This is a genomic window from Alloyangia mangrovi, from assembly GCF_002300555.2.
Taxonomy (GTDB): Bacteria; Pseudomonadota; Alphaproteobacteria; order Rhodobacterales; family Rhodobacteraceae; genus Salipiger; species Salipiger mangrovi.
This window is the reverse complement of record NZ_NTHN02000066.1, coordinates 1-23,520: the sequence shown is the minus strand read 5'-3', so window position 1 is coordinate 23,520 and position 23,520 is coordinate 1. Positions and strand designations below refer to the sequence as shown.

Sequence of the window (23,520 nt, the reverse complement as noted above, 5' to 3'; positions counted from 1 at the left end):
CGCGCCGTCGCGGCGCAGGCCGATGCGCCCGCCATCGGCGGTCCAGGCGCGGCCCGCGCGGCGTCCTCGTAGCGCAGGGTCAGCGCATCCGCCTCGAGCGCGCGCAGGCCGGACAGGCGCGGGTCCGCGGCCAGCTTGTCGATCTGCGCCATGATCGTCGGGATATCCGGCGCCGGCGCCCCCGAGCCGAAAAGCTCGTCGAAGCCCATGGTCAGCCGCCCCTCGGCATCGCGGCGCGCGGTGAGCTGCACACCCGAGACCCGCGCCACGCGCAGCTCGTATTCGCCCTGCAGCAGCTTGGTTGGCGCGAGCCCAGCCTCGAGCAGGCCGAGCGTCAGCATCGGCGTGCCGTCGGTGCTGCGCAGCTCGACGTCGGTAAGCGCGATCCGCGCCAGCCAGTCCGGCTGCAGCCGCAGCCGCAGGTCGCCGAAATCCACCTCGGTGCCCGGCAGCGCTTCGGCCAGCCGCGCCTCGATGGCGCTGCGCAGCCAGGCTGGGGCCGAGACCGAGCGGCCCATCGCATACCAGATGCCGCCGCCCAGCAGCAGCGCCACAAGCAGCACCGCCCCCATGCCGCAGCCGCAACCCCAGATCACGACGCGGCGGCGTCTCGAGCGACGTTTCTTGCGGGTCGGGCCTTCTGTCACTGGCGGCGCGCTCTCATCTGGCTATTGTCCTATCCCGGGTTCTAGCCCAAGAACCCGGTAAAGCGAACCGCCCAAAGGAGATGCGCAATGACCGACATGGCCCCCGATTTCACCCTTCCCGTCAGCGGCGGCGGAGAGATCACCCTGTCCGCTCTGCGCCCGTCGAAGGTGGTTCTCTTTTTCTACCCGCGCGACGACACCTCGGGCTGCACCGTCGAGAACCAGGACTTCACCCGCCTTTTGCCCGAGTTCGAGGCGCTTGGCATAAAGGTCTTCGGCATTTCCGCGGACTCGTTGGAGAGCCACGAGAAATTCATGCTCAAGAAGGCGCTGACCGTGCCGCTGCTGTCCGACGAGACGGCGCAGACCTGTAGCGCCTTCGGCGTGTGGAAGGAAAAGAAGATGTACGGCAAGACCTTCATGGGGATCGAGCGCAGCACTTTCCTGATCGACGGCGAGGGCCGCATCGCGCGCGAATGGCGCAAGGTGAAGGTGCCCGGCCACGCCGACGAGGTGCTCGACGCTGCCAGGGACCTCTGAGCGAGGCCAACTCCCAGCGAAGGCAGATGCAGCGTCCCTCGAAGGAAGTTGCACCCCGCCCGGCACACGCGCACAGGGTCGCCTTGGGGCGGCCCACCTGTCGCAACGTCACCCTGCGCGGCACGAAGTGGCGCGAATCCGGGCATTCCCTATCCTAAAGAAGTACCTGAGATCGGCGAGTTTTCGCCGCTTGCGCGCGCTTCCGCCTTCCGTAACGAATCGCAAGCCCAAAATTGTTGCGATTTCGGGGGGGGTCTGTTAGTCCCTTTGCAGGTTTGGGAGATAGGGGACCCGGGCCGGAATTGGGACGGAACGAGGGACAGACACGTGCGCACGCGGCTCGCGATAAAATGGCACGCGCTTCTTGAGCGCTATTTTCCGGAACGCCGGCTCTTTCTCAGATCGGACACCGACACGCGGTTCATCCGCCTCCGATCGGGCACTCAGGCCATCGCGACGCTCGGCATCGCCCTCACCGTGGGCTGGACCATCGTCGCCACCTCGATCCTGCTGATGGACAGTATCAGCGCCGGCAACTTCCGCGAGCAGTCCCGCCGCGATCAGACCACCTACCAGCAGCGCCTCAACGAGCTTTCCCGCGAGCGCGACATCCGCGCCGCCGAAGCCAAGGCCGCCCAGGAGCGGTTCAACACCGCCCTCGCCCAGGTTTCCGAGATGCAGTCCCAGCTTCTCGACAGCGAAACCCGCCGCCGCGAACTCGAGACCGGCATCGACGTCATCCAGTCCACCCTCGGCACCACGATGAAGCAGCGCGAAGAGGCCAGCGACCGCGTGGCCGCGCTCGAAGAGCGGCTGAGCACCGGCGGCACCGCTCTTGCCGCCGCCAGTGGCGAAAGCGACGGCACGCTCGATCTGCTGACCGACATGCTCGCGCGCACCGCCGCCGAGCGCGATCAGGTGGTGGCCGACGCGCAGGACGCGCTGGTCCGCGCCGACGAGATCGCCACCGAGTTGCGCCTCCGCGAAGAGCAGAACGACATCATCTTCCGCCAGCTCGAGGACGCGATGACCATCTCGGTCGAGCCGCTGGACAAGATGTTCAAGGCCGCCGGCATGAACCCCGACAGTCTGATCAAGCAGGTGCGCAAGGGCTATTCCGGCCAGGGCGGCCCGCTCACCCCGCTGACCTTCAGCACCCGGGGCCAGGAGCCCTCGCTCGACGCAGAGCGCGCCAACCGCATTCTCGGCGAGATGGACAAGCTGAACCTCTACCGCATCGCCGCCGAGAAGGCCCCCTTCTCGGTGCCGCTGAAGGACCCCTTCCGCTTCACCTCGGGCTTCGGCCGCCGCTGGGGCCGCCTGCACGCGGGTACCGATTTCGCCGCGCCGCATGGCACGCCGATCTACGCCACCGCCGACGGCGTGGTCACCCACGCGGGCTGGATGTCCGGCTACGGTCGCCTGGTGAAGGTGCAGCACGAATTCGGGATCGAGACGCGCTACGCCCACATGTCCAAAATCAACGTGAAGGTCGGCCAAAGGGTCTCGCGCGGACAGCAGGTTGGTGCTATGGGAAATACAGGACGGTCAACCGGCACGCACCTGCACTACGAGGTCCGCGTTGGTGGGGAGCCCGTCAATCCCATGATCTACATCAAGGCTGCTAACGATGTTTTCTAAGAGCAAGATCAATGAACCCGGGCCCAAGGCCGAGGATACCGCGGCGAAACCCGCTGTCTCCGATGCGCCCCGGTCGACCGAGTTCAAACCGACCGCACCGAAAGCCAAGCCGCCGGCTTCGGTCCTGTCGAGCGATCTGCACATCACTGGCAACATCAAGACCACCGGCGACATCCAGGTCGAAGGCACCATCGAGGGCGACATCCGCGCCCACCTGCTGACCGTCGGCGAGAGCGCCACGATCAAGGGCGAGATCGTCGCCGATGACGTGGTGATCAATGGCCGCATCGTCGGCCGCGTGCGCGGCCTCAAGGTCCGGCTGACCGCCACCGCCCGCGTCGAGGGCGACATCATCCACAAGACCATCGCCATCGAGTCCGGCGCCCATTTCGAGGGGTCGGTGCAGCGCGCCGACGACCCGCTCTCGACCGGCAAGGGCAAGGTTGCAGCGCCCCCCGCGGCAGAGCCGACCGCCGGCTGAGCCTCTCGGCCTGCCCCAGAATAGCGAACGCCGGGCCCCTGCCCGGCGTTTTCGTTTTCGGCGGTCCGCGTGTGGGGCCGCATCAGGCCTCGAGAACCGCGTCCCAGTAGAGGAAATCCAGCCAGCTGTCGTGGAGGTGGTTGGGCGGGAACTTGCGGCCGACGTTGAGCAGCTCCCCGGCGGTGGGCTGGCGCGGCGCGCGGTAGAGCGACATGCCGGCCCGGCGCAGGCTCTTCGAGCCCTTGCGCAGGTTGCACGGCGAGCAGGCCGCCACCACGTTCTCCCAGCTGGTGATCCCGCCCGAGGCGCGGGGCACCACGTGGTCGAACGTGAGATCCCCCTTGCTGCCGCAGTACTGGCAGCGGAATTCGTCCCTCAGAAAAAGATTAAAGCGCGTGAAGGCCACGCGCTTTCTCGGTTTTACGTAGTCTTTCAGGACGACGACGCTCGGGATTTTCAGCACCATCGAGGGGCTTCGGACCTCTTCGTCGTATTCGGCGATGATATCCACCCTGTCGAGGAAGGCCGCCTTCACCGCTTCCTGCCAGGGCCAGAGCGACAGCGGGTAGTAGGAGAGCGGGCGATAGTCCGCGTTCAGCACCAGCGCCGGATGTTGGCGGAGCGCCGAGGGCTCTCGTACGAAATGTGTCCTGAAGTCGCCGTCCATGAGTGAGTCGTCCCTCGCTCTGTCTGCTCGTAAGGGCACCAGAGCGGGACCACCCGCCCCAGCTACAAGACCACTATATATCGCGGAAAAGCTCTGGCAAGCCTCGCTATATGCCCTGATGCCCCTGTGGATAGGTCATGCTCATGACATGAGCATGACACCACGCCGCGCCATCGGCTAGTCTTCTGACATGAGTGATTTGCCCCTGACCGACGTCGCCCCGCCCGCCTTCCTGCTCGAAGCCGCCCTCTACTGCCCGGATCTCGATGCTGCCGAGGCCTTCTACGGAGGGGTCATGGGTCTGGAGAAGATTTCCCGCGTCGACAGCCGCCACGTCTTCTACCGGGTCGGCACCGGCGTGCTGCTGATCTTCAATCCCGAGGAGACCGAGAGGCCGGCGCGCAACCCGGCCCTGCCGGTGCCGAGCCATGGCGCGCGCGGCCCCGGGCACGTCTGCCTCGCCATGCAGGGCGAGGCGCTGGAGCGCTGGCGGAAACGCCTGCAGGAGGCCGGCGTGGCGATCGAGGCCGACTTCACCTGGCCGAACGGCGCGCGCTCGATCTACGTCCGCGATCCGGCGGGGAATTCGGTGGAACTGGCCGAACCGAAGCTCTGGGCGTAGCGGTCCGACCTCCCGGCCCGCCTAGGGCTGGAAGCCCCAGGCAAGCGCGTCCACGGACCCGCTACACACGCGGCGCGTCAAGCGGGCACGCCCGCTTGCGCACTAGAACCCACACTTGTCGCGCAGGAAGGCCAGCGCCACGCCGAGCCCCTCGGGGTCGATGCCGTGTCCGGTGCCCTTCATCACGTGGGCATAGACCTCTTTCCAACCCGCGCCTTGCAGCGCCTCGGCTGCGGCGGGGAGCGACTCGGGCGGCACCACCTCGTCCTGATCGCCATGCACCAGCAGCACCGGCGGGCGGCTCACCACCTCGTCCGCCAGCAGCTCGGGCGAGATCAGCCGTCCCGAAAAGGCCACGACGCCCGCGACCTCATCCTCGCGCCGGGGCGCCACATGCAGCGACATCATCGAGCCCTGCGAGAAGCCGAAGAGCGCCACCTGCTCGGGCAGCAGATCCTCGTCGACCATCAGCGCGTCGAGGAAAGCGTTCAGATCCTCGACCGCCCGCGCCATGCCCTGCATGGATTCCTCTTCCGAGGAGCCGTCGATCCAGGGGATCGGGAACCACTGGAAGCCCATGGGCGAGCCGGCGCAGTCCTCGGGCGCGTCGGGGGCCACGAACATCGTGTCGGGCAGGTGCTCGGCCAGCGGATCGGCGAGGCCCAAGAGGTCGGCACCATTGGCGCCATAGCCGTGCAGGAAGACGACGCAGGAACGGGTCTCGCCCGATGGGGGGCCCTTGCGGCCGGCCTGGAGAACGCGGGTCATGCAATACCTTCTCTTTGCTTGCGCACATGGTAGTAGGCCCAGAGCGCGCGCGCCGCAACAGCCCGCCACGGCGACCACGCCTCGGCCATCTGCCGCAGGGCGCGTTCCTTGGGCCGTTCGTCGAGCTCGAAAAGCAGCCGCGCCGCCTCCTGCAACGCCAGATCCCCCGGCGCGAAGACATCCGCATGGCCGAGCGAGAACATGGCGTAGATCTCGGCGGTCCAGACGCCAATGCCCTTCACCGCTGTCAGCGTCTCGACCACCACCGGCGTCGGCGCCTCACGCAGCGCATCAAAGTCGATGCCCTCGGCCGCCAGCGCCTGCGCATAGGTCGCCTTCTGTCGCGACAGCCCCAGCGCGCGCAGCCCCTCGACATCGGTCCCCAGGATCGCCTCGGGCGCAGTCATCCCCGCCGCCTCGAGCCGCGCCCAGATCGCCCGCGCCGAGGCGACGCTGACCTGCTGGCTGACGATGGCCGAGAGGAGCTGCCCGAAGCCATCCTCGCGCCGCCGCAGCGGCAGCGGGCCGGTCAGCTCCAGTGCATGGGCAAAGCGCGGCTCGGCCGCCGCCAGCCAGTCGCAGCCCTCGGTCACGCAGGCATCCGAATGGATGATCCGTCCGACCGCTACCGTCTCGCTCTGTGCCATCTGCGCCTCGCCTTTCATGCTCCCCTCTCCTAGCGCAGTCGCGGCGCGCTGGCCACCATGGCGCGGAGCCACGCCAAGTCGCGTCTGCGGGGCCTTGTGCTTACCCGCACGCCGCCCTACCGATAGCAGCATGCAGGCATCCACCGCTTACCGCGCCCGGCGCAACGTCACCGTTCTGGTTCTCGCGCAGGCCTTCCTCGGCGCGCAGATGCCGATGATCTTCACCATCGGCGGGCTCGCCGGGCAGTCGCTCGCGCCGAACCCCTGCTTTGCGACGCTGCCGATCTCGCTGATCGTGCTGGGCTCGATGCTCTCGGCAACGCCGGTCTCGGCCTTCATGCAGCGTTTCGGTCGCCGCGCCGGGTTCTTCCTCGGAACCTTCGGTGGCACGCTGGGGGGGCATCGTGGGCGCAACGGGGCTCTACCTGCAGTCCTTCCCGATCTTCCTGCTCGGCAGCCTGCTCACCGGGCTCTACATGTCGGCGCAGGGCTTCTACCGCTTCGCCGCCGCCGACACCGCCAGCCCCGAGTTCCGGCCCAAGGCGATCTCCTACGTGATGGCGGGCGGTCTGGTCTCGGCCCTCATCGGCCCGCAACTGGTGAAGCTGACCGCCAACGCCTACGTGATCCCCTTCTTCGGCACCTATGCCACGGTGATCGCGGTGAACCTGCTCGGCTCGCTGCTCTTCCTCTTCCTCGACATCCCCCGGCCCCCGGCCCCGGCCCCCGGCAGCGACTACGGCCGCACCCGATGGCAGCTGCTCACCACCCCGCGCATTGCCGTGGCGGTGATCTGCGGCATGGTGAGCTACGCGCTGATGAACCTGGTGATGACCTCGACGCCGCTGGCGGTGGTCGGCTGCGGCTACGAGACCTCGGATGCCGCCAACGTGGTCAGCGCCCACGTTCTGGCGATGTTCGCGCCGTCGTTCTTCACCGGCCAGATCATCAACCGCTTCGGCGTCGAGAAGGTCATGGGCCTCGGGCTCTTCATTCTTGCCGGCGCCGGGGGCGTGGCGATGTCCGGGGTCGAACTGGAGAATTTCTTCCTTGCGCTGGTCCTGCTTGGCATCGGCTGGAACTTCGGCTTCATCGGCGCGACCACCATGCTCGCCGGTGCACACACCTCCGAGGAGCGCGGCCGCATGCAGGGGCTGAACGATCTGCTGGTGTTCGGCGGGGTGACCTTCGCCTCGCTGGCCTCGGGCGGGCTGATGAACTGCTCGGGCGGCACACCGCAGCAGGGCTGGAGCGCCGTGGTCATGGCGATGGCGCCCTTCCTGGTGCTTGCCGGCGGCGCGCTGATTTGGCTGGTGCTGCGCCCCGACGAGCAACCCGCGGAGTGAGGCTACTTGCTTCAAGGAAGTAGCACCTTCCTTCGAAGAGAGGTGCCCTACACCCGCCCGGTGAACCCCGCCTTCACCAACCGCGCCCGCTTCGAGAACTCGGACAGCTCAAGCGTGCCCTCGGCCACCCGCTGCGGCGCCTTCGCCGCCAGCGCCAGCACCGGCCCCGCCTGCCACCCGGCAAGCAGCGCCGGGCGCGACGCCTTTGGCACCCCGCCAAAGCCCTTGCGCGCCCGCTTCAGCCGTTCAAGACCTCCGCGCGCCAGCGCCGCCACACCCTCGGGCCGCCCGTCGAGCAGCGGCACCCGGCCCTTGCTCTCCAGCTCCGGCACCGCGCGCAGGAAGGCGGCGAGGCCGAAGGCATAGCCCGCGTCCAGCGCGACCCCTTCGTCGATCCCCCCCCAGCGCCCGTCCCGCCGCAAGCAGCAGCAGGCCCGAGGTCTCCTCGAAGTAGCGCGTCAGATGCGCCGCGTCCTCGAAGGGATCGCGGTAGATGTCCCAGCGCCGCGCGCCGACCAGCGGGTCGAGCCGCGCCGCCGTGTCCCGGTCGAGCACCTGCGACAGCGGCGTCACCACCTCGTGCCGCCGCACCTCGCCGCCCTTGGCGATCTCTTCCAGCGCGTCGCGCCACCACTGCAGGCGCATCTCGGCGATCATCGTCTCCTGCGTCACCCAGGGGGCGCGGGCGACCTCGAGGTTGAAGGCATAGAGCGGGAATAGCACGCGCCGCGCCTCGGGCGGCGCCGCCATGGCGGCGGTGAAACGGTCGGGATCCCCCCGTTCGATCAGCCCGGCACAGGCGATCAGGTCGTCACTGAGCTGCACGCGCCACCCCGCAGTCGCGGATCAGCTTCCAGCGCACCGCATCCAGCAGCGCCTCGAAGGACGCATCGACTATGTTCGCGCTGACGCCGACGGTCTGCCAGCGCCGCCCCGAGCCGTCCTCGCTGTCGATGATCACGCGGGTCACGGCCTCGGTGCCGCCCTGGGTGATGCGCACCTTGAAGTCGACCAGCCGCATGTCGTCGATCACCGACTGGTAGGGTCCGAGGTCCTTGGCCAGCGCCTTCGACAGCGCGTTGACCGGGCCGCGGTCGTGCCCGTCGGTGTCAAGGCTGTCCGACACCGAGAGCTTCTTCTCGCCGCCGATCTTGACCACCACCACAGCTTCCGACAGCGAGACCATCTGGTCGTATTTGTTCTTGCGCCGCTCGATGGTCACCCGGTAGCGCTTGACCTCGAAGAACTCCGGCAGGCAGCCAAGTTCGTCGCGCGCCAGCAACTCGAAGCTCGCCTGCGCGGTGTCATAGGTATAGCCCTCGGCCTCCTTGGCCTTGATCCGCTCGAGGATGCGCCCCAGCGCCGGATCGCCCGTCTCGACCTCCAGCCCCGCCTCGGTGAGACGGCGGCGCAGGTTCGACTGCCCGGCCTGGTTCGACATCGGGATTACCCGGCGGTTGCCGACGACGCCCGGATCGATGTGCTCATAGGTGGTGGGGTCCTTGAGGATCGCGCTCGCGTGCAGCCCCGCCTTGTGGGCAAAGGCCGAACTGCCCACGTAGGGCGCCTGCCGCATCGGCACGCGGTTGAGGATCTCGTCGAGCATCCGGCTCACCTGCGTGATGCCCTCGACCGCCTCGGGGCTCACCCCGGTCTCGTAGGCGCTCGCATAGGGCTCCTTCAGCAGCAGCGTCGGGATCAGCGTGGTGAGATTGGCATTGCCGCAGCGCTCGCCGAGGCCGTTCAATGTACCCTGCAGTTGCCGCACCCCCGCGTCGATCGCCGCCAGCGTGCAGGCCACGGCGTTCTCGGTGTCGTTATGGGTGTGGATGCCGAGCTTGTCGCCCGGAACGCCTGCCGCGATCACCTCGCGGACGATGCGCCCAACTTCCTCGGGCAGCGTGCCGCCGTTGGTGTCGCAAAGCACCACCCAGCGCGCGCCATTGTCCAGCGCGGCCTTCACGCAGCCGAGCGCGTAGCCGGGGTTGGACTTGTAGCCGTCGAAGAAGTGCTCCGCGTCGAACAGCGTCTCGCGCTGCTGCGAGACGCAATGGGCGATCGACGAGGAAATGGCCTCGAGGTTCTCCTCGAGCGTGATGCCGAGCGCGGTGGTGACGTGGAACTCGTGGGTCTTGCCGACAAGGCAGACCGAGGGCGTGCCGGCGTTCAGCACCGCCGCCAGCACGTCGTCATTCGCCGCCGAGCGCCCGGCCCGCTTGGTCATGCCGAAGGCGGTGACAGTGGCACGGGTCTGACCGACTTCGTCGAAGAAGGCGCTGTCGGTGGGGTTGGCACCGGGCCAGCCACCCTCGATGTAATCGACCCCCAAAGCGTCCAGCGCCGCGACGATGCGGTGCTTCTCGGCGGTGGAGAACTGCACGCCCTGAGTCTGTTGCCCGTCGCGGAGCGTGGTGTCGTAGATGTAGAGACGCTTCTTGCTCACAGCAGACCCTCCAGCTTGGCCGCATCGAAGCCTGCACCGGGCAGAAGCTCGACCCCCGCCTTCGACATGCGCACCTCGACCCCGGCCTCGATCAGCGCGGTCTTGAGCCGGTCGACCTCGGAGAAATCCTTGGTCTCCATGGCCGCGGCGCGGACACCGGCGAGATGATCGGCGAGGCCGGAAAGGTCCGGCCCGGCGCTGACCCAATCGCCCAGCTCCGGCGTGAGCAGTCCCAGCAACTGCGCCGACGCGAGCAAGTTGCTCTTCCCGCCCCTCACAAACGCAGAGAGGTCGTGCACCCCGCCTTTGCTATCTATCTCCTCAATGATGTCATCAGGAACGTTGAGAACATTCTTCGCGCCTGGAGTGGTCGCTTGTGCATTCCTAATCGCGTTATACATTCGGTGGAGTTCTGCAATCGCGCCGGATGTGTTGAGGTCGTCAGATAGGCATTCTAAAACCGTTGCCGGAACACGTCCCGGCTCTACGCCTTCGGTGATTTCCCTCCACTTGCGCAGCGTCGCCTCGGCCTGCGCCGCCTTCTCTGCGGTCCAGTCCATCGGCTTGCGGTAATGCGTCGAGAGCATCACGAAGCGGATCACCTCGCCCGGCACGCCCGGCAAGCCGTCGTGGCCGTCCAGCAGGTCGCGCACGGTGAAGAAGTTGCCCAAGGATTTGGACATCTTCTTGCCCTCGACCTGCAGCATCTCGTTGTGCAGCCAGACCTTGGCAAACTCCCCATGCGGGTGGGCGCAGCAGCTCTGGGCGATCTCGTTCTCGTGGTGCGGGAACATCAGGTCGTTGCCGCCGCCGTGGATATCGAAGCTCTCGCCCAAGAGATCGTAGGACATGGCCGAGCACTCGATGTGCCAGCCCGGACGGCCCCTGCCCCAAGGCGAGTCCCAACCCGGCAGGTCATCCGCAGAGGGCTTCCACAGCACGAAATCCATCGGGTTGCGCTTGTAGGGTGCCACCTCGACCCGCGCGCCGGCGATCATGTCGTCGACCGAACGGCCCGAGAGCGCGCCGTAATTCTTGTAGCTCTCGACCGCGAAGAGCACGTGCCCCTCGGCCTCGTAGGCATGGCCGTCCGCGATCAGCCCCTCGATCATCGCGATCATTTGCGGGATGAACTGCGTCGCGCGCGGCATGTGGTCGGGCTCGGCCACGCCGACCGCGCCCATATCCTGCAGGTACCAGCCGATCGTCTCCTCGGTGCGCTCGGCGATCAATTCCTCGAGGCTGCGCGGATCGCCCGCCGCCTTGCGCGCCTGCGCGGTGGCGTTGATCTTGTCGTCGACGTCGGTGAAGTTGCGCACATAGATCACGTGACCCGCGCCGAATTCGTGGCGCAGCAGCCGTGCCAAAACGTCGAACACGATGGCCGGGCGGGCGTTGCCGAGGTGGGCGCGGTCGTAGACCGTAGGCCCGCAGACATACATCCGGACGTTCTCGGGATCGATCGGCGTGAAAACCTCTTTGCGGCGGGTCTTCGTATTGGTCAGCGAGATGGTCATGTCGCGCTCCTTCGCGGCGGTCGCGGCGGGATTAGCAACTTCGTCTCTCGATTGGAATAGAAGACCGGCCCGCCGAAGAAATCAGCGGGTAATGCAGCAAATCAGGGTGGTGATGCGCAGGGTCATGCAAGGCTTCTAGCGCGTCTCTTCCCTTGCGTCCAGCATCTGCACGAGCTTGCCGAGCGACGACAGGTTCCGCGCAGTGAGCGGCGCCCCGGCAATGGCCTCGAGCCGCGGCGCGAGTTTCGAGCGCCCGAAACCGCCGGGCGTGTGCAGCCAGAGGAGGCCCTGCGCTGCAGCGACCTCGTCACCGGGCGCGGCGAAGCGCTCGAAGAGCGGGCGGTCGAGGCTTTCCGGGCCGAAGAGGAACCCCGCGTGGACCAGCCTCGGCTCTGCGGGCGCGAAGGGACAGGCGGTCACGGCGCGGCGGATCTCACCCGGCGGCAGCACCAGCACCGGCACGTCGAGGCCGCGCTCGGCCAGCGCCCCGCTCAGCGCCCCCGCCAAGGTGCCGCGCTCCTTCTCCGCCTCGAAGATCAGGTTCCCCGAGGCGAGGTGGCTCTGCACGCCCTGCCAGCCGAGCCCCTCGCAGAGCCTGCGCAGCTCGGCCATCGGCAGCGCGTTCGCCCCGCCCACATTCAAGCCGCGCAGCAGCGCCACATGCAGCCTCATCCGCGCCCCCTGCCCGGTCCCCGCGCAGGCAAAAGGCCCCGTCCTTGCGGCGGGGCCTTTGCACATTCTTTCAACGAGGTCATCTGCCCCGGATCACTCGGCCGCGTCGGGCGCCGAGCCACCGTCGGTGGCGGTTTGCTCGGGCTTCTTGCGCGGCTTGCGCGGACGCTTGGGCTTCTCGGCGGGCTGCGCCTCGGCGCCGGCCTCTGCCGCGGCTTCGGCCGGAGCCTCGCCGCCCTCGGGCTTCTTGCTGCGGCGCGCGCGCGGCTTGGGCTTGCTCTCGGCGCGGCTTTCCGGCGTCTCGACAAGGCCGCTGTCGTCCTCGTCGTCGCTGCCGCCGCCCATCACGTCGGGCTGATCGCCCAGACCCGGCACGCTGGCCTGTTCGGGCTCGGGCTGACGGGGCTGCGGCTGGGGCTCGTAGCTCGTGTCGGGCTGCTGGCTGCCGCCCTGATGGCCACCCTCGCCGCGCGTGTCGCCGCGGCTCTGGTCGCGATCCGAGCGGTCACGGTCGCGCTGCGCCTGGCGCTCGCGGTTCTCGCGCTCCTGCTGCTCGCGGCGCTGGTCGGCCTCTTTCTGCGCTTCGGAAAGCAGGCGCATATAGTGTTCGGCATGCTGCTGGAAGTTCTCGGCGGCCACGCGGTCGTTGGCCAGAGCCGCATCGCGGGCAAGCTGGTTGTACTTGTCGATGATCTGCTGCGGCGTACCGCGCACCTTGCCCTCCGGGCCCGAACTGTCGAACACGCGGTTGACGACGTTCCCAAGAGTATTGCGGTTGCGGTTGTTCTTCGACCGCGAGCGGGATTTCGAGGATCGCATCTTGTCTGCTATCAGCCTTGTGTCTGACTGTCCCTGTGATCTCGGCGCTGCACCTTGTCGGCGCGGTCTTGACCGTGATCACTCCAATGTCGGGTTAACGTCGAGCGGGACCGCTGTGAGGCATCCACCGCTCCGACCCCTCCTGCTAATCACTTGTGGCCACGCGTGACAAGAGAAAAATCGTCCGAAATCTGTCGATTTCCCTGCGAGCGGGTCGAATGCGCGGCTCAAAGCGCTTCCAGACGCCCGCTGACCACCCTGTCACGGCCATCGAGGTCGGTGATCACCGCAACGTCATGCAGCCCCGCCGCGGTGAAAAGCGCCGCCACATCCGCGCCCTGCGCCGGGCCGATCTCGACCAGCAGCCGCCCGCCCGGAAGCAGGTGCCGCGCCGCGCCGGCGGCAATGGCGCGATAGGCGGCGAGCCCGTCGCCTTCGTCGGTCAGCGCCATGCGCGGCTCGTGCTCGCGCACTTCGGGCGACAGAGAGGCCATCTCCGACAGCGCGATATAGGGCGGATTCGAGACGATCAGGTCGAAGCGCTCGGGCGCCTGCCCCAGCGCGCCCCACCAGTCGCCCTGCGCCAGCGCGGCGCGCGGCTCGAGGTGCAGCGCATTGCGGTTCCAGAAGGCCACCTCGAGCGCCTTTTCACTGAGATCGGTTCCGATTCCATTGGCCCCCTCGCGCTCGGCCAGCAGGGTCAGCAGGATACAGCCCGAGCCGGTGCCGAGGTCGAGCACCCGGGTGAAGGCGCCCGAGAGTGCCGCCTCGATCAGGATTTCCGTCTCGGGGCGCGGGTCGAGCACCTCAGGCGTGACGAGGAACTCGCGTCCGTAGAACTGCCGCCGGCCGATCAGATGCGAGACCGGCACCCGCGCCGCGCGGCGGTCGATGAGCGCGTCGAAGATCACCGCGTGCTCGGGCGCCACAGGTTCGGGCAGGAAGAGGGTCAGCCGCCCCGGCGGCACTTTCAGCACATGCGCCAGCAGCCGCCGGGCGTCGCGGCCCGGGTCGGCCACCCCGGCCTCGACGAGGCGCGCCGTGGCGCGGGCAAGGAGTGCAGAGCCCGTGGTCATGCAAGTTCCGCCAGAAGCGCCGCCTGCGCGTCGGCGGTCAGCGCGTCGATAATCTCGTCGAGATCGCCGCCGAGGATGGACTCAAGCCGGTAGAGCGTCAGCCCGATGCGGTGATCCGTCATCCGGCCCTGCGGGAAATTGTAGGTACGGATGCGCTCCGAGCGATCGCCCGAGCCCACCTGCGCCTTGCGGTCCGAGGCGCGGCTGTCTGCCGCCTTCTGCCGCTCCATGTCGAAGAGCCGGGCGCGCAGCACGTTCATCGCGATCTCTCGATTGCGGTGCTGGGATTTCTCGGACGAGGTGACCACCAGCCCGGTCGGAATGTGGGTGATGCGCACGGCGGAATCGGTGGTGTTGACGTGCTGGCCGCCCGCGCCCGAGCTGCGCATCGTGTCGATGCGGATGTCACTCGCGTTGATCTCGATATCCACCGCCTCGGCCTCGGGCAGCACCGCCACCGTCGCCGCCGAAGTATGGATGCGCCCGCCGCTCTCGGTCTCGGGCACGCGCTGCACGCGGTGCACGCCGCTTTCGAACTTGAGCCGGGCAAAGACGTTCTCGCCCTCGATCCGCACCACCAGTTCCTTGATGCCGCCAAGCTCGGACATCTGCTCTTCGATCACCTCCCAGCGCCAGCCGCGGGTCTCGGCGTAGCGCTGGTACATGCGGGCGAGGTCACCGGCGAAGAGCGCCGCCTCGTCGCCGCCGGTGCCGGGGCGGATCTCGAGGATCGCGGGCCGGGCGTCGGCGGCGTCGCGCGGCAGCAGCGCCAGTTGCAGCGCGCGTTCGGCCTCGGGGAGGCGCGCGCGGAGCTGCGGCAGCTCCTCCTCGGCCAGCGCCTTCATCTCGGGATCGGCGAGCATCTCCTCGGCCTCGGCGAGGTCGGACTGCAGGCTTTCCCACTCGGTGATCTGGTCGACCACCGGCTTGAGCTCTGAATATTCCCGTCCGAGCGCGGCAATGTCGCCGCGGCCCTCGGCCATGCAGGCCTGGACATATTCGAAACGGTCACGGATCTGGTGAAGGCGGTCTGCGGGGATCATGCCGACCTCCTTTCCCGATTGCCGCGCGGCGGTCAAGAGCGGGCAGCCGCCGGTGCCCACCCCGCCCGACGCGAAGGTTTGACGGACGGGCCATATGTTGATATCAACCTAACAGTTCATATCAACCTTTCCTTTCCCTCTCAGACATTCCGAAAGGTCCGCTTCCATGGCCGAGACATTGTCCGACACCCCGCTCACCGTCACCGCTTTCGACTGGGTTCCGCCCTTTGCACAGGGGCTGGTGCGCGACCTCCGGGTCCGCTGGGCGCTGAAGGAGGCCGCCCTGCCCTACGAGGTGGAACTGCTCGCCATGGGCACGCAGGGCGAGCCTGCGCATCTCGCCCGCCAGCCCTTCGGCCAGGTGCCGGTGCTGACCGTTGCGGACACACCGATGTTCGAAAGCGGCGCGATCCTCTGGCGGATCGCAGAAGCCGGTGGCAGCGCGCTACTGCCGGCCGACAAGGCCGGCCGCGACCGCACGCTGAGCTGGGTCTTTGCCGCGCTGAACACCATCGAGCCGCCGATCACCATGTACCAGCAGATGACCCGGCTCGCCGTGGACAAAGAGGCCGCCGAGACCATGGAGCGCGAGATCCGCAAGGCGATCGAGCGCCGATTGGGACAGCTTCAGGCGGTGATGGAGGGGCGGCAATGGCTTGCGGCCGAACAGTTCACCGTGGCCGACCTGCTGATGGCGACGGTGCTGCGCGGGCTGCGGGAGACGCAGATCGTCGCGCAATTCCCGAAGCTGGACGAATTTCTCGCGCGCTGCACAGCCCGCCCCGCCTTTGCCGAGGCGCTGGCGGAACAGCTCGCAGCCTTCGAGGAGAACGCCCCGCGCTACGCGGCGGAGTGATCCAAGTCTCTGCGAAGAGATTTGCAAGCTCCTTCCAAGGAGCTTGCCCTTCAGTTCTCCCGCGCTTCCAGATCCGCCAGCCAGGCGTCGACCCGGGCCTTGTTCACCCCCATGTCGGACTGTCCGAAGCGCTGGCGGGCGTAGAGCCCGAGTTGCCCCTCGCCCTTCTGCACGGTGGTGTAATCGGGAAAGCCCATCCATTTCGAGCGCGAGATATAGGTCACCCGCCCCTCGCCCGGGCTGCCCGCCAGCACCTCGGTGCGCGGGCTCTCGAGGATGATCCGGTGCAGCGCCTCGAAGGTCTCTTCGCCGCCCGGGATGCGCCGACGCACGCCACTGGCGAGATCCTGGTCGGCGCTCACCTGCGGGTCAACGTTCCAGACGGCGGGATCCGACGGCGCAAGCCGTATCCAGGCAAGCCCGGCGACCACCAACAGAAGCAGAACCCAGAATATCATCCGCACCACGCGTTCCTTTCGTCTCTTTCCACCCGCGGCCCCGGCGCGGCGGATGGTTCCTGATTTCACAAGTCCAGCGCCTTTTCAAAGCGCCTCACGCCCGGCTCGCGGGATTGTGCCAATGCGCCCGGCCGGCCTAGCGCCGCGTCCAGCCCCAGAGGCAGAGCAGTTCCGTCGCCACATGCGCGCCCGCGATGGCGGTCGCGCCGGAGGTGTCGAAGGGCGGCGAGACCTCGACGATATCGCCCCCGACAAGGTTGATCCCCGCCAGTTCGCGCAGGCAGACCGCGGCCTGATGGCTCGACAGCCCGCCCCAGACAGGCGTGCCGGTGCCCGGCGCGAAGGCCGGGTCGAGCGCGTCGATGTCGAAGCTCAGGTAGACCGGGTGGCCGCGCACGATCTCGCGCGCCTTGGCCGCGACGGCCTCGGGGCCGGTCCGGTGCAGCTCGCGCGCGTCGATGACGTTGAAGCCGAGCGTGTCGGGATTGTCCGTCCGGATGCCGATCTGCACCGAGCGGGCGGGGTCCACCAGCCCGAGCTTCACCGCCTTGTACATGAAGGTGCCGTGGTCGATCCGGCTGAAATCATCGTCCGCCCAGGTGTCGGTATGGGCGTCGAACTGGATCACCGACATGGGGCCATACTTGGCGGCATGGGCCTTGAGGATGGGCAGGGTGATCGAGTGATCGCCGCCCAGCGTCACCACCCCCGTCTCTGTGGCGAGAATGCCCGCGATATGCGCCTCGAGCGTTTCCGGGAAAGCGGCTACGTTGGCATAGTCGAAGGCGAGATCGCCATAGTCGGCGATGGCGAACTCCGACAGCACGTCGTAGCCCCAGCCATAGGGCGCGTCGCAGGGCTGTAGCAGCGAGGCCTCGCGGATCGCCCGCGGGCCGAAGCGGGTGCCGGTGCGGTTGGTCACCGCCTGGTCGAAGGGCACCCCGGTCACCGCGATATCGGCGCCCGCGAGATCCTTGGTGTAGCGCCGCCGCAGGAAGGAGGCCGCGCCCCCGAAGACATTTTCGAAACTCGGTCCCTTCAGCTCCTGCCGGGTGAAGGCGTGGTCGATCTGCGATTTTGCGTCTTCGAGGGCCATGGGATCACTCCTGCAAAGGCAGCGCGGTCTCGATCAGCCGCGCGAAGAAGCTGGCGCCGATCGGCGCGATCTCGTCGTTGAAGTCGTACTTGGGATGATGGCAGCCGAAGGTGTCGCCCTGCCCGAGGAAGAGGTAGGCGCCGGGCCGGGCCTCGAGCATGTAAGAGAAATCCTCGGCGGGCATGATCGGATCGCAATCATCGACCACCTTGTCTGCGCCGACGATCTCACGCGCCACCTGCGCGGCAAAGGCCGCCTGATCGGGATGGTTCACGGTCACCGGATAGCCGCGATGGTAGGTCAGCTCGGCGGTGCAGCCGTAGACCTGTGCCTGCGCCTCGACGATCTCGCGGATCCGCCGCTCGGCAAGATCCCGCGTCTCGCTCGAGAAGCAGCGCACGGTGCCCGTGAGGTAGGCGGTGCCGGGGATGATGTTGAAGGTGGTACCGGCGTGGAACTCGGTCACCGAGACCACGAGGCGGTCGAGCGCATTTACGTTGCGGCTGACAATCGTCTGCATGGCCTGCACGATGGCCGCCCCCGCCGGGATCGGGTCGATGCACTCCTGCGGCGAGGCGCCGTGGCCGCCCTTGCCGGTGATGTCGATGCGGAACTCGTCGGCCGAGGCCTGCAGCGGGCCGGAGGTGGTGAGGAAATGCCCCTGCGCGTCGCCCGGGGCGTTGTGCATGCCATAGACCTCGGAGACGTCGAAGCGGTCCATGATGCCCTCGTCGATCATCGCCTTGGCCCCGGCCCCGCCCTCTTCGGCGGGCTGGAAGATCAGCGCCACGCGACCGGCGAAATTGCGTGTCTCGGCAAGGTACTTGGCGGCGGCGAGCAGCATGGTGGTGTGGCCGTCATGGCCGCAAGTATGCGCCACGCCCGGCACCTTCGAGGCATAGTCGGTGCCCGAAAGATCCTCCATCGGCAGCGCGTCCATGTCGGCGCGCAGCCCGATTGTGCGCCCCGTGCCGCGCCCCTCGATGATCGCAACGACGCCGGACTGGGCGATGCCGGGATGGATCTCGGTGATGCCGAAACCCTGCAGCTTCTCGACCACGAATTTCGCCGTCTCGTGGCAGTCGTACTGCAACTCGGGGTGCTGGTGCAGGTGACGGCGCCAAGCCTTCAGCGTCTCGGCGTCGGCGGCGATGGAATTGATGACGGGCATTCGGGGTCTTCCCTCGGGTCTTTCCCCGGCCGGGATGGCCGGGGTCGTTGCTTGCCCGCAATGAAGACCGAAAAGCCTTACGCCCGCAAGGGTTGCCGAGTCTCGATCAGCTTCACGAAATAGGAGGCGCCGAGCGGCGCGGCCTCGTCGTTGAAATCGAACTTCGGATGGTGCACCGACGGCCCGATCCCCTGCCCGAGATAGAGGAAGGAGCCCGGCCGCGCCTCGAGCATGTAGGAAAAGTCCTCGGCCCCCATCGAGGGCGCGATCTCGTCCAGCACCTCGGGCACCACGCCAGAGGCCACCTTCACCGCGAAGTCGGTCTGCGCGGCATGGTTGACGGTCGGCGGGTAGTTCGGCTGGAAGTCCAGCGCCGCTTCGACACCATAGGCCATGGCCTGACCACCCACGATCTCGCGCAGCCGGCGCTCGGCCATGGCGCGGATATCCGGATCGAAGCTGCGGATTGTGCCGGCGAGGCGCACGGTCTCGGGGATCACGTTGGTGGCCGAGCCGCCCTGCACGGTGGTGAGCGAGACCACCAGGGATTTCAGCGGGTCCGCATTCCGCGACGGCACCGACAGCAGCGCCTGCCCGATCGCCAGCGCGCAGGGCACCGGGTCGATGCAAAGGTCGGGATGCGCCGCGTGGCCGCCCTTGCCGGTGAGCACCAGCTCGAAGTCGTCCACTGCCGCCATGATCGGCCCCTTGGTGGTCGCCATGGTACCGAGCGGCAGCGAGGGGTCGGTGTGGATGGCATAGACCTCGGAAATGCCGAAGCGGTCCATGATACCCTCCTCGACCATGATCCGGCCGCCGCCGATGGTCTCCTCGGCGGGCTGGAAGATCAGCGCCACCTTGCCCGCGAAGTTGCGGGTTTCCGACAGGTACTTCGCCGCGCCGAGCAGCATGGTGGTATGACCGTCATGGCCGCAGGCGTGCATCTTTCCGGGCACGAGGCTGGCGTGCTCCGCGCCGGTCTCCTCGTCCATCGGCAGCGCGTCCATGTCGGCGCGCAGCGCTGTCACCGGGCCCTCGCCCTGCCCCTCGATGATCGCAACGACGCCGGATTGGGCAATGCCCTCGTGAATCTCGGTAATCCCGAACTCGCGCAGCCGCGCCACGACGAAGGCCGCCGTCTCGTGGCAATCGAGGCTCAGCTCGGGGTTCTGGTGCAGATGGCGGCGCCAGGTGCGCATCTCGTCGGCGTAATCCGCGATCCGGTTCACGATGGGCATGGGTGGACTCCTGAAGGTCTTTGAAGCAGGAAAAGGTCAAATACCGATTTGCCGGAGATGTCCATGACCCTCGATCCGCATGACGATCTGATCCACGATCCCAAGGGTGGCATGCCCCGCCTGCTCGAGATCATGCGCCGCCTGCGTCACCCCGAGACCGGCTGTCCCTGGGATCTCGAGCAGGATTTCTCCACCATCGCCCCCTATACCATCGAGGAGGCCTACGAGGTTGCCGACGCCATCGAGCGCGAGGCCTGGGGCGAGCTGAAGGGCGAGCTGGGCGACCTTCTGTTCCAGTCGGTCTTCCATGCGCAGATGGCCGAGGAGCGCGGGCTTTTCAGCTTCGACGAGGTGGCCGACACCATGTCCGACAAGATGGTCGCCCGCCACCCGCATGTGTTCGGCGACGAAAGCAACGAAAAATCCCCTGACCAGCAGGTCGCCGACTGGGAGAAGATCAAGGCCGCCGAGCGCGCGGCCAAGGCGGAAAAGGGCGTTCTTGATGGGGTTGCCATGGGGCTGCCGGCGCTCTTGCGCGCGGTCAAGCTGCAGAACCGCGCCGCGCGTGTCGGCTTCGACTGGCCCTCGACCGACGAGGTGATCGACAAGCTCATCGAAGAGGCGCAAGAGCTGCGCGAGGCCACCGATCCCGACCACGCCGAGGAGGAATTCGGCGACCTGCTCTTCGTCATGGCCAACCTCGCCCGGCACATGAAGATCGACCCCGAGCAGGCGCTGCGCCGCGCCAATGCCAAGTTCACCCGCCGCTTCAAGTCGATCGAGGCCGCGCTCGAGGCCCGCGGCAAGCGCCCCGAGGACAGTGATCTCGCAGAGATGGACGCGCTCTGGGACGAAGCCAAGGCCGTCGAGAAAGCGCAGAAATCCGCACGCGCCAACGGGACGCAGCCGGAGAGCAATTCCTGATCTTTCCGATAGGGCATTGATCTGATAATTTTGCTCGGGTAATTGACCCCTCGCGAATAGCCAATCCCGACTTGCATGACCGGAGGACTTTGATGCTGCGTCTCGGAACCGCCCTCGCCCTGATCGCCACTGCCGCACCCGCGCTGGCCGAAGAGGTGAATCTCTACTCCTACCGTCAGCCCGAGCTGCTGCAGCCGCTGACCGACGCCTTCACCGAGGCCACCGGCATCGACGTGAACGTGGCCTATATCGACAAGGGCCTCGAGGAACGCCTCGTCGCCGAGGGCGACCGTTCGCCCGCGGACCTGATCTTCACCGTCGACATCTCGCGCCTCGCCGCCGCGGTGCAGGCCGGAGTCACCCAGCCGGTCGAAAGCGCCGTGCTCGAAGAGAACGTCCCCGCGCAATACCGCGACCCCGACGGGCAATGGTTCGGCCTGACCACGCGCGCGCGCATCGTCTACGCGTCGAAGGACCGCGTGGACCCTTCCGAGATCACCACCTACGAGGATCTCGCCGATCCGAAGTGGAAAGGCCGCATCTGCACCCGTTCGGGCACCCATGACTACAACGTCGCGCTGGTCGCGGCGATGATCCACCACCACGGCGAGGAATACGCCAAGGAATGGCTGCAGGGGCTGAAGGACAACCTCGCCCGCCGCCCGCAGGGAAACGACCGCGCACAGGTTAAGGCGATCTGGGCCGGTGAATGCGACATCAGCCTCGGCAACACCTACTACATGGGGCAGATGCTGAACGATCCCGAGCAGGTGGAATGGGCCGACTCGGTCAACGTGCTCTTCCCGGTCTTCGAGAACGGCGGCACCCATGTGAACATCTCCGGCGTGGCGATGACCAAGTCGGCGCCGAACCGCGAGAACGCGCTGAAGATGATGGAATACCTGACCTCGCCCGAGGCGCAGGAAATCTATGCCCACGCCAACTACGAGTATCCGATCGCGCCCGGCACCGAGGCTGACGAGCTGGTCAAGGGCTGGGGCAGCTTCACCGCCGACGACACCAATCTCATGACCCTCGCCGAGCAGCGCGGTGCGGCGCTGCGGCTGGTCGAAGAGGTCGATTACGACGGCTGACCTGCGCGCCGACGACGGGGCCGGTGAGGGGGCCGGTGAGGGGGCGCTGCCCCCTCGGCGCTGCGCGCCTCACCCCCGGGATATTTGGACCTAGAAGAAGGGCAGAGGCCGCGCGCCCCTGCCCTTCTTCTCTTTTCAAATACGCATGGCCCGCGTCTCAGGCCACGCGGCGCCCGTGGCTCCAGACCCCGCGCAGACAGGGCTGCCCCTCGATCCGGCGCAGCCGCACCACGTCGGCCAGCAGTCCCGGTGCAAGCCGACCCCGATCACCCAGCCCCGAGGCGGCGGCGGGGGCGGCGCTGACCGTCGCGATGCCGCGCGGCAGGTCGTCCCAGAGATCCGCGAGCAGGAAGGCCGCGCCCATCAGCGCCGCCGGCACGTAATCGGACGAGACGATGTCCAGCAGGTCGAGCCGCGCCAATTCCTCCGCCGCGACGTTGCCCGAATGCGAGCCGCCGCGGATGAGGTTGGGCGCGCCCATCATGACGGCGATGCCGGCCTCATTGCAGGCCCGCGCCGCCTCGACCGTGGTCGGGAACTCCGCCAGCCGCACGCCGTAGCCGCGGCTCACCTCGACATGCCCGGCGGTGGTGTCGTCATGGCTCGCCAGCACCGCGCCGAGCCGACGCGCCGCCGCGACGGCACCGGCCTCGTGCGCTTCGCCGAGCTCGGCACGCAGCCGGGTCAGCGTGTCGACATGCACGGCGAAATCCTCGTCCGACAACCCGTGCTTGCCGCAGACGTATTCCTTGAACTTGCCCATGTCGCGGAACTGCCGCTGCCCGGGCGTGTGGTCCATCAGCGAGACGATCCCCACCCGGTCCTCCGCGCCGAATTCCGCGAGCTCCTCGAGCAGGGTCTCCGAGCAAGTCTCGGCGCGCAGGTGCAGGAAGTGGCTGATCTTCAGCATGTCCCGCGCCCGCGCCTCGAGCAGCTCGCCCGCCAGCGCGCGGGCATACTTGCCGTAGCGCGCCTTGCGGTCGGTGATCACCGAGCCCACGCGCATCGCGTCGAAGACGGTGGTGATGCCCACCGAGGCCAGCTCGGCGTCATGCGCGAGGATCGCCGCCGCATGCGGCCAGTTCACCTTGGGGCGCGGCTGCATGTGGCGCTCGAGGTTGTCGGTGTGCAGCTCGATCAACCCGGGGATCAGCAGATCGCCGTCGCAGTCCTCGGCCCCCGCCACCGTCGTGGCGCCCGGATCGATCGCGGTGATGCGCCCCTCCTCCATCACCAGCGTGCCGGCGATCACCTCGTTCTCGAGCACGATCCGCGCATTGCTCAGGATGGTCCGTGCCATGGTCTACCTCTTTCTCTCGGCGCCCTTTGCGCCGTCATGCTTCTGTGACATGACGCTGTCATGACGCGCGCCATGCAAGATTATTCCCGCTTTGCCATCTACTACGCCCCGCAGCCGGGGCCGCTGGCAGATTTCGCCGCCGCCTGGCTGGGCTGGGACCCCGCCCGCGGCCTCTCCGTTCCGCATCCGGCCTTGCCCGGCCTGCCGCGCGCGGTAGCCGAGATCACCGAGGCACCGCGCAAATACGGCTTCCACGGCACGCTGAAGCCGCCGATGCGGCTCACCGGCAGCGCCGGGGCGCTGCACGCCGACCTCGGCGCGCTGGCCGCCCGGCTGGCGCCGGTGACCCTATCCGGCCTCGCGCTCACACGCATCGGCAGCTTCCTTGCGCTGACCATCGAGGGCGACGCGACGCCGCTGGCGCGCCTCGCCGCCGAGGTGGTCGAGACGCTGG

Annotated in this window: 22 protein-coding genes and 3 pseudogenes; 9 read left to right on the top strand and 16 right to left on the bottom strand. The window is 67.7% G+C overall.

What is annotated here, in order from left to right:
* Positions 1 to 647: pseudogene (locus tag CLG85_RS23725) on the bottom strand (hypothetical protein); the annotation flags it as partial.
* 87 nt (positions 648 to 734) lie between these two features.
* Here CLG85_RS23725 and CLG85_RS23720 point away from each other — a divergent pair.
* The 3 genes from CLG85_RS23720 to CLG85_RS23710 all read left to right on the top strand — a co-directional run bounded on the left by CLG85_RS23720 (position 735) and on the right by CLG85_RS23710 (position 3,309).
* Positions 735 to 1,187, top strand: a complete 453-nt coding sequence (locus tag CLG85_RS23720; protein WP_095882694.1) for a peroxiredoxin — start codon at positions 735 to 737, stop codon at positions 1,185 to 1,187.
* A gap of 327 nt (positions 1,188 to 1,514) precedes the next feature.
* On the top strand, positions 1,515 to 2,828 hold the full coding sequence (locus CLG85_RS23715) for a M23 family metallopeptidase (protein WP_095882695.1): 1,314 nt from the start codon (positions 1,515 to 1,517) through the stop codon (positions 2,826 to 2,828).
* Positions 2,818 to 3,309: a bactofilin family protein gene (locus tag CLG85_RS23710; RefSeq protein WP_095882696.1), complete on the top strand. Its 492-nt coding sequence runs from the start codon at positions 2,818 to 2,820 to the stop codon at positions 3,307 to 3,309. The genes CLG85_RS23715 and CLG85_RS23710 overlap by 11 nt, the downstream gene beginning before the upstream one ends.
* An 82-nt stretch (positions 3,310 to 3,391) precedes the next feature.
* On the opposite strand, the gene CLG85_RS23705 is transcribed toward CLG85_RS23710, so the two are convergent.
* Positions 3,392 to 3,976 (bottom strand): HNH endonuclease, encoded by a 585-nt coding sequence (locus CLG85_RS23705; RefSeq protein WP_095882697.1) that lies wholly within the window; start codon positions 3,974 to 3,976, stop codon positions 3,392 to 3,394.
* Between the two features lie 190 nt (positions 3,977 to 4,166).
* Between CLG85_RS23705 and CLG85_RS23700 the strand changes: the two genes are divergently transcribed.
* A complete protein-coding gene (locus CLG85_RS23700) occupies positions 4,167 to 4,598 on the top strand; it encodes a VOC family protein (RefSeq protein WP_095882698.1) in 432 nt (143 codons plus the stop codon).
* Between the two features lie 102 nt (positions 4,599 to 4,700).
* On the opposite strand, the gene CLG85_RS23695 is transcribed toward CLG85_RS23700, so the two are convergent.
* Positions 4,701 to 5,366, bottom strand: a complete 666-nt coding sequence (locus CLG85_RS23695) for an alpha/beta hydrolase (protein ID WP_095882699.1) — start codon at positions 5,364 to 5,366, stop codon at positions 4,701 to 4,703.
* Positions 5,363 to 6,031: a DNA-3-methyladenine glycosylase family protein gene (locus CLG85_RS23690; RefSeq protein WP_235865416.1), complete on the bottom strand. Its 669-nt coding sequence runs from the start codon at positions 6,029 to 6,031 to the stop codon at positions 5,363 to 5,365. The genes CLG85_RS23695 and CLG85_RS23690 overlap by 4 nt, the downstream gene beginning before the upstream one ends.
* Positions 6,032 to 6,143: 112 nt before the next feature.
* On the opposite strand from CLG85_RS23690, the pseudogene CLG85_RS23685 reads away from it, so the two are divergent.
* Positions 6,144 to 7,359: pseudogene (locus CLG85_RS23685) on the top strand (MFS transporter).
* A 47-nt stretch (positions 7,360 to 7,406) separates the two neighbouring features.
* On the opposite strand, the pseudogene CLG85_RS23680 reads toward CLG85_RS23685, so the two are convergent.
* The 7 genes and pseudogenes from CLG85_RS23680 to prfA all read right to left on the bottom strand — a co-directional run bounded on the left by CLG85_RS23680 (position 7,407) and on the right by prfA (position 14,929).
* Positions 7,407 to 8,184: pseudogene (locus CLG85_RS23680) on the bottom strand (squalene/phytoene synthase family protein).
* A complete protein-coding gene (gene cimA / locus CLG85_RS23675; protein ID WP_095884396.1) occupies positions 8,171 to 9,802 on the bottom strand; it encodes a citramalate synthase in 1,632 nt (543 codons plus the stop codon). The pseudogene CLG85_RS23680 and the gene cimA overlap by 14 nt, the downstream one beginning before the upstream one ends.
* Positions 9,799 to 11,319 carry a cysteine--tRNA ligase gene (cysS, locus tag CLG85_RS23670; RefSeq protein WP_095884395.1) on the bottom strand — a complete coding sequence of 507 codons (1,521 nt, stop codon included), beginning with the start codon at positions 11,317 to 11,319 and terminating at the stop codon, positions 9,799 to 9,801. The genes cimA and cysS overlap by 4 nt, the downstream gene beginning before the upstream one ends.
* A 135-nt stretch (positions 11,320 to 11,454) precedes the next feature.
* Entirely contained in the window at positions 11,455 to 11,991 is a 537-nt protein-coding gene (locus tag CLG85_RS23665; protein ID WP_260350150.1) for a DUF1697 domain-containing protein, read from the bottom strand.
* Between the two features lie 93 nt (positions 11,992 to 12,084).
* Positions 12,085 to 12,810, bottom strand: coding sequence for a DUF4167 domain-containing protein (locus CLG85_RS23660; protein WP_260350149.1), 726 nt, complete (start codon positions 12,808 to 12,810; stop codon positions 12,085 to 12,087).
* Between the two features lie 227 nt (positions 12,811 to 13,037).
* Positions 13,038 to 13,886, bottom strand: coding sequence for a peptide chain release factor N(5)-glutamine methyltransferase (gene prmC, locus CLG85_RS23655; RefSeq protein WP_224849054.1), 849 nt, complete (start codon positions 13,884 to 13,886; stop codon positions 13,038 to 13,040).
* The gene (prfA, locus tag CLG85_RS23650; RefSeq protein WP_260350148.1) at positions 13,883 to 14,929 is read right to left on the bottom strand and encodes a peptide chain release factor 1; all 1,047 of its coding nucleotides are present in this window, start codon (positions 14,927 to 14,929) and stop codon (positions 13,883 to 13,885) included. The genes prmC and prfA overlap by 4 nt, the downstream gene beginning before the upstream one ends.
* Before the next feature lie 166 nt (positions 14,930 to 15,095).
* On the opposite strand from prfA, the gene CLG85_RS23645 reads away from it, so the two are divergent.
* Positions 15,096 to 15,785, top strand: a complete 690-nt coding sequence (locus CLG85_RS23645; protein ID WP_095884130.1) for a glutathione S-transferase family protein — start codon at positions 15,096 to 15,098, stop codon at positions 15,783 to 15,785.
* Between the two features lie 50 nt (positions 15,786 to 15,835).
* Here the strand turns inward: CLG85_RS23645 and CLG85_RS23640 are convergent, their stop codons facing one another.
* The 4 genes from CLG85_RS23640 to CLG85_RS23625 all read right to left on the bottom strand — a co-directional run bounded on the left by CLG85_RS23640 (position 15,836) and on the right by CLG85_RS23625 (position 19,748).
* On the bottom strand, positions 15,836 to 16,243 hold the full coding sequence (locus tag CLG85_RS23640; protein ID WP_095884129.1) for a DUF1499 domain-containing protein: 408 nt from the start codon (positions 16,241 to 16,243) through the stop codon (positions 15,836 to 15,838).
* Positions 16,244 to 16,379: 136 nt separating this feature from the next.
* Entirely contained in the window at positions 16,380 to 17,339 is a 960-nt protein-coding gene (gene speB, locus CLG85_RS23635) for an agmatinase (RefSeq protein WP_260350147.1), read from the bottom strand.
* A 4-nt stretch (positions 17,340 to 17,343) separates the two neighbouring features.
* Positions 17,344 to 18,510, bottom strand: a complete 1,167-nt coding sequence (locus tag CLG85_RS23630; protein WP_095884128.1) for a M20 aminoacylase family protein — start codon at positions 18,508 to 18,510, stop codon at positions 17,344 to 17,346.
* A gap of 77 nt (positions 18,511 to 18,587) precedes the next feature.
* Positions 18,588 to 19,748, bottom strand: coding sequence for a M20 aminoacylase family protein (locus CLG85_RS23625; RefSeq protein WP_095884127.1), 1,161 nt, complete (start codon positions 19,746 to 19,748; stop codon positions 18,588 to 18,590).
* A 63-nt stretch (positions 19,749 to 19,811) separates the two neighbouring features.
* On the opposite strand from CLG85_RS23625, the gene mazG reads away from it, so the two are divergent.
* Both mazG and CLG85_RS23615 read left to right on the top strand, forming a co-directional pair.
* The gene (gene mazG, locus CLG85_RS23620; RefSeq protein WP_095884132.1) at positions 19,812 to 20,672 is read left to right on the top strand and encodes a nucleoside triphosphate pyrophosphohydrolase; all 861 of its coding nucleotides are present in this window, start codon (positions 19,812 to 19,814) and stop codon (positions 20,670 to 20,672) included.
* A gap of 92 nt (positions 20,673 to 20,764) precedes the next feature.
* On the top strand, positions 20,765 to 21,766 hold the full coding sequence (locus tag CLG85_RS23615) for a Fe(3+) ABC transporter substrate-binding protein (RefSeq protein ID WP_176476719.1): 1,002 nt from the start codon (positions 20,765 to 20,767) through the stop codon (positions 21,764 to 21,766).
* A 157-nt stretch (positions 21,767 to 21,923) separates the two neighbouring features.
* Here the strand turns inward: CLG85_RS23615 and CLG85_RS23610 are convergent, their stop codons facing one another.
* Positions 21,924 to 23,066 carry an alpha-D-ribose 1-methylphosphonate 5-triphosphate diphosphatase gene (locus CLG85_RS23610; RefSeq protein ID WP_260350146.1) on the bottom strand — a complete coding sequence of 381 codons (1,143 nt, stop codon included), beginning with the start codon at positions 23,064 to 23,066 and terminating at the stop codon, positions 21,924 to 21,926.
* A 72-nt stretch (positions 23,067 to 23,138) separates the two neighbouring features.
* Here CLG85_RS23610 and CLG85_RS23605 point away from each other — a divergent pair.
* On the top strand, positions 23,139 to 23,520 hold a 382-nt coding region (locus tag CLG85_RS23605; protein WP_260350145.1), incomplete at its 3' end, for a DUF1045 domain-containing protein.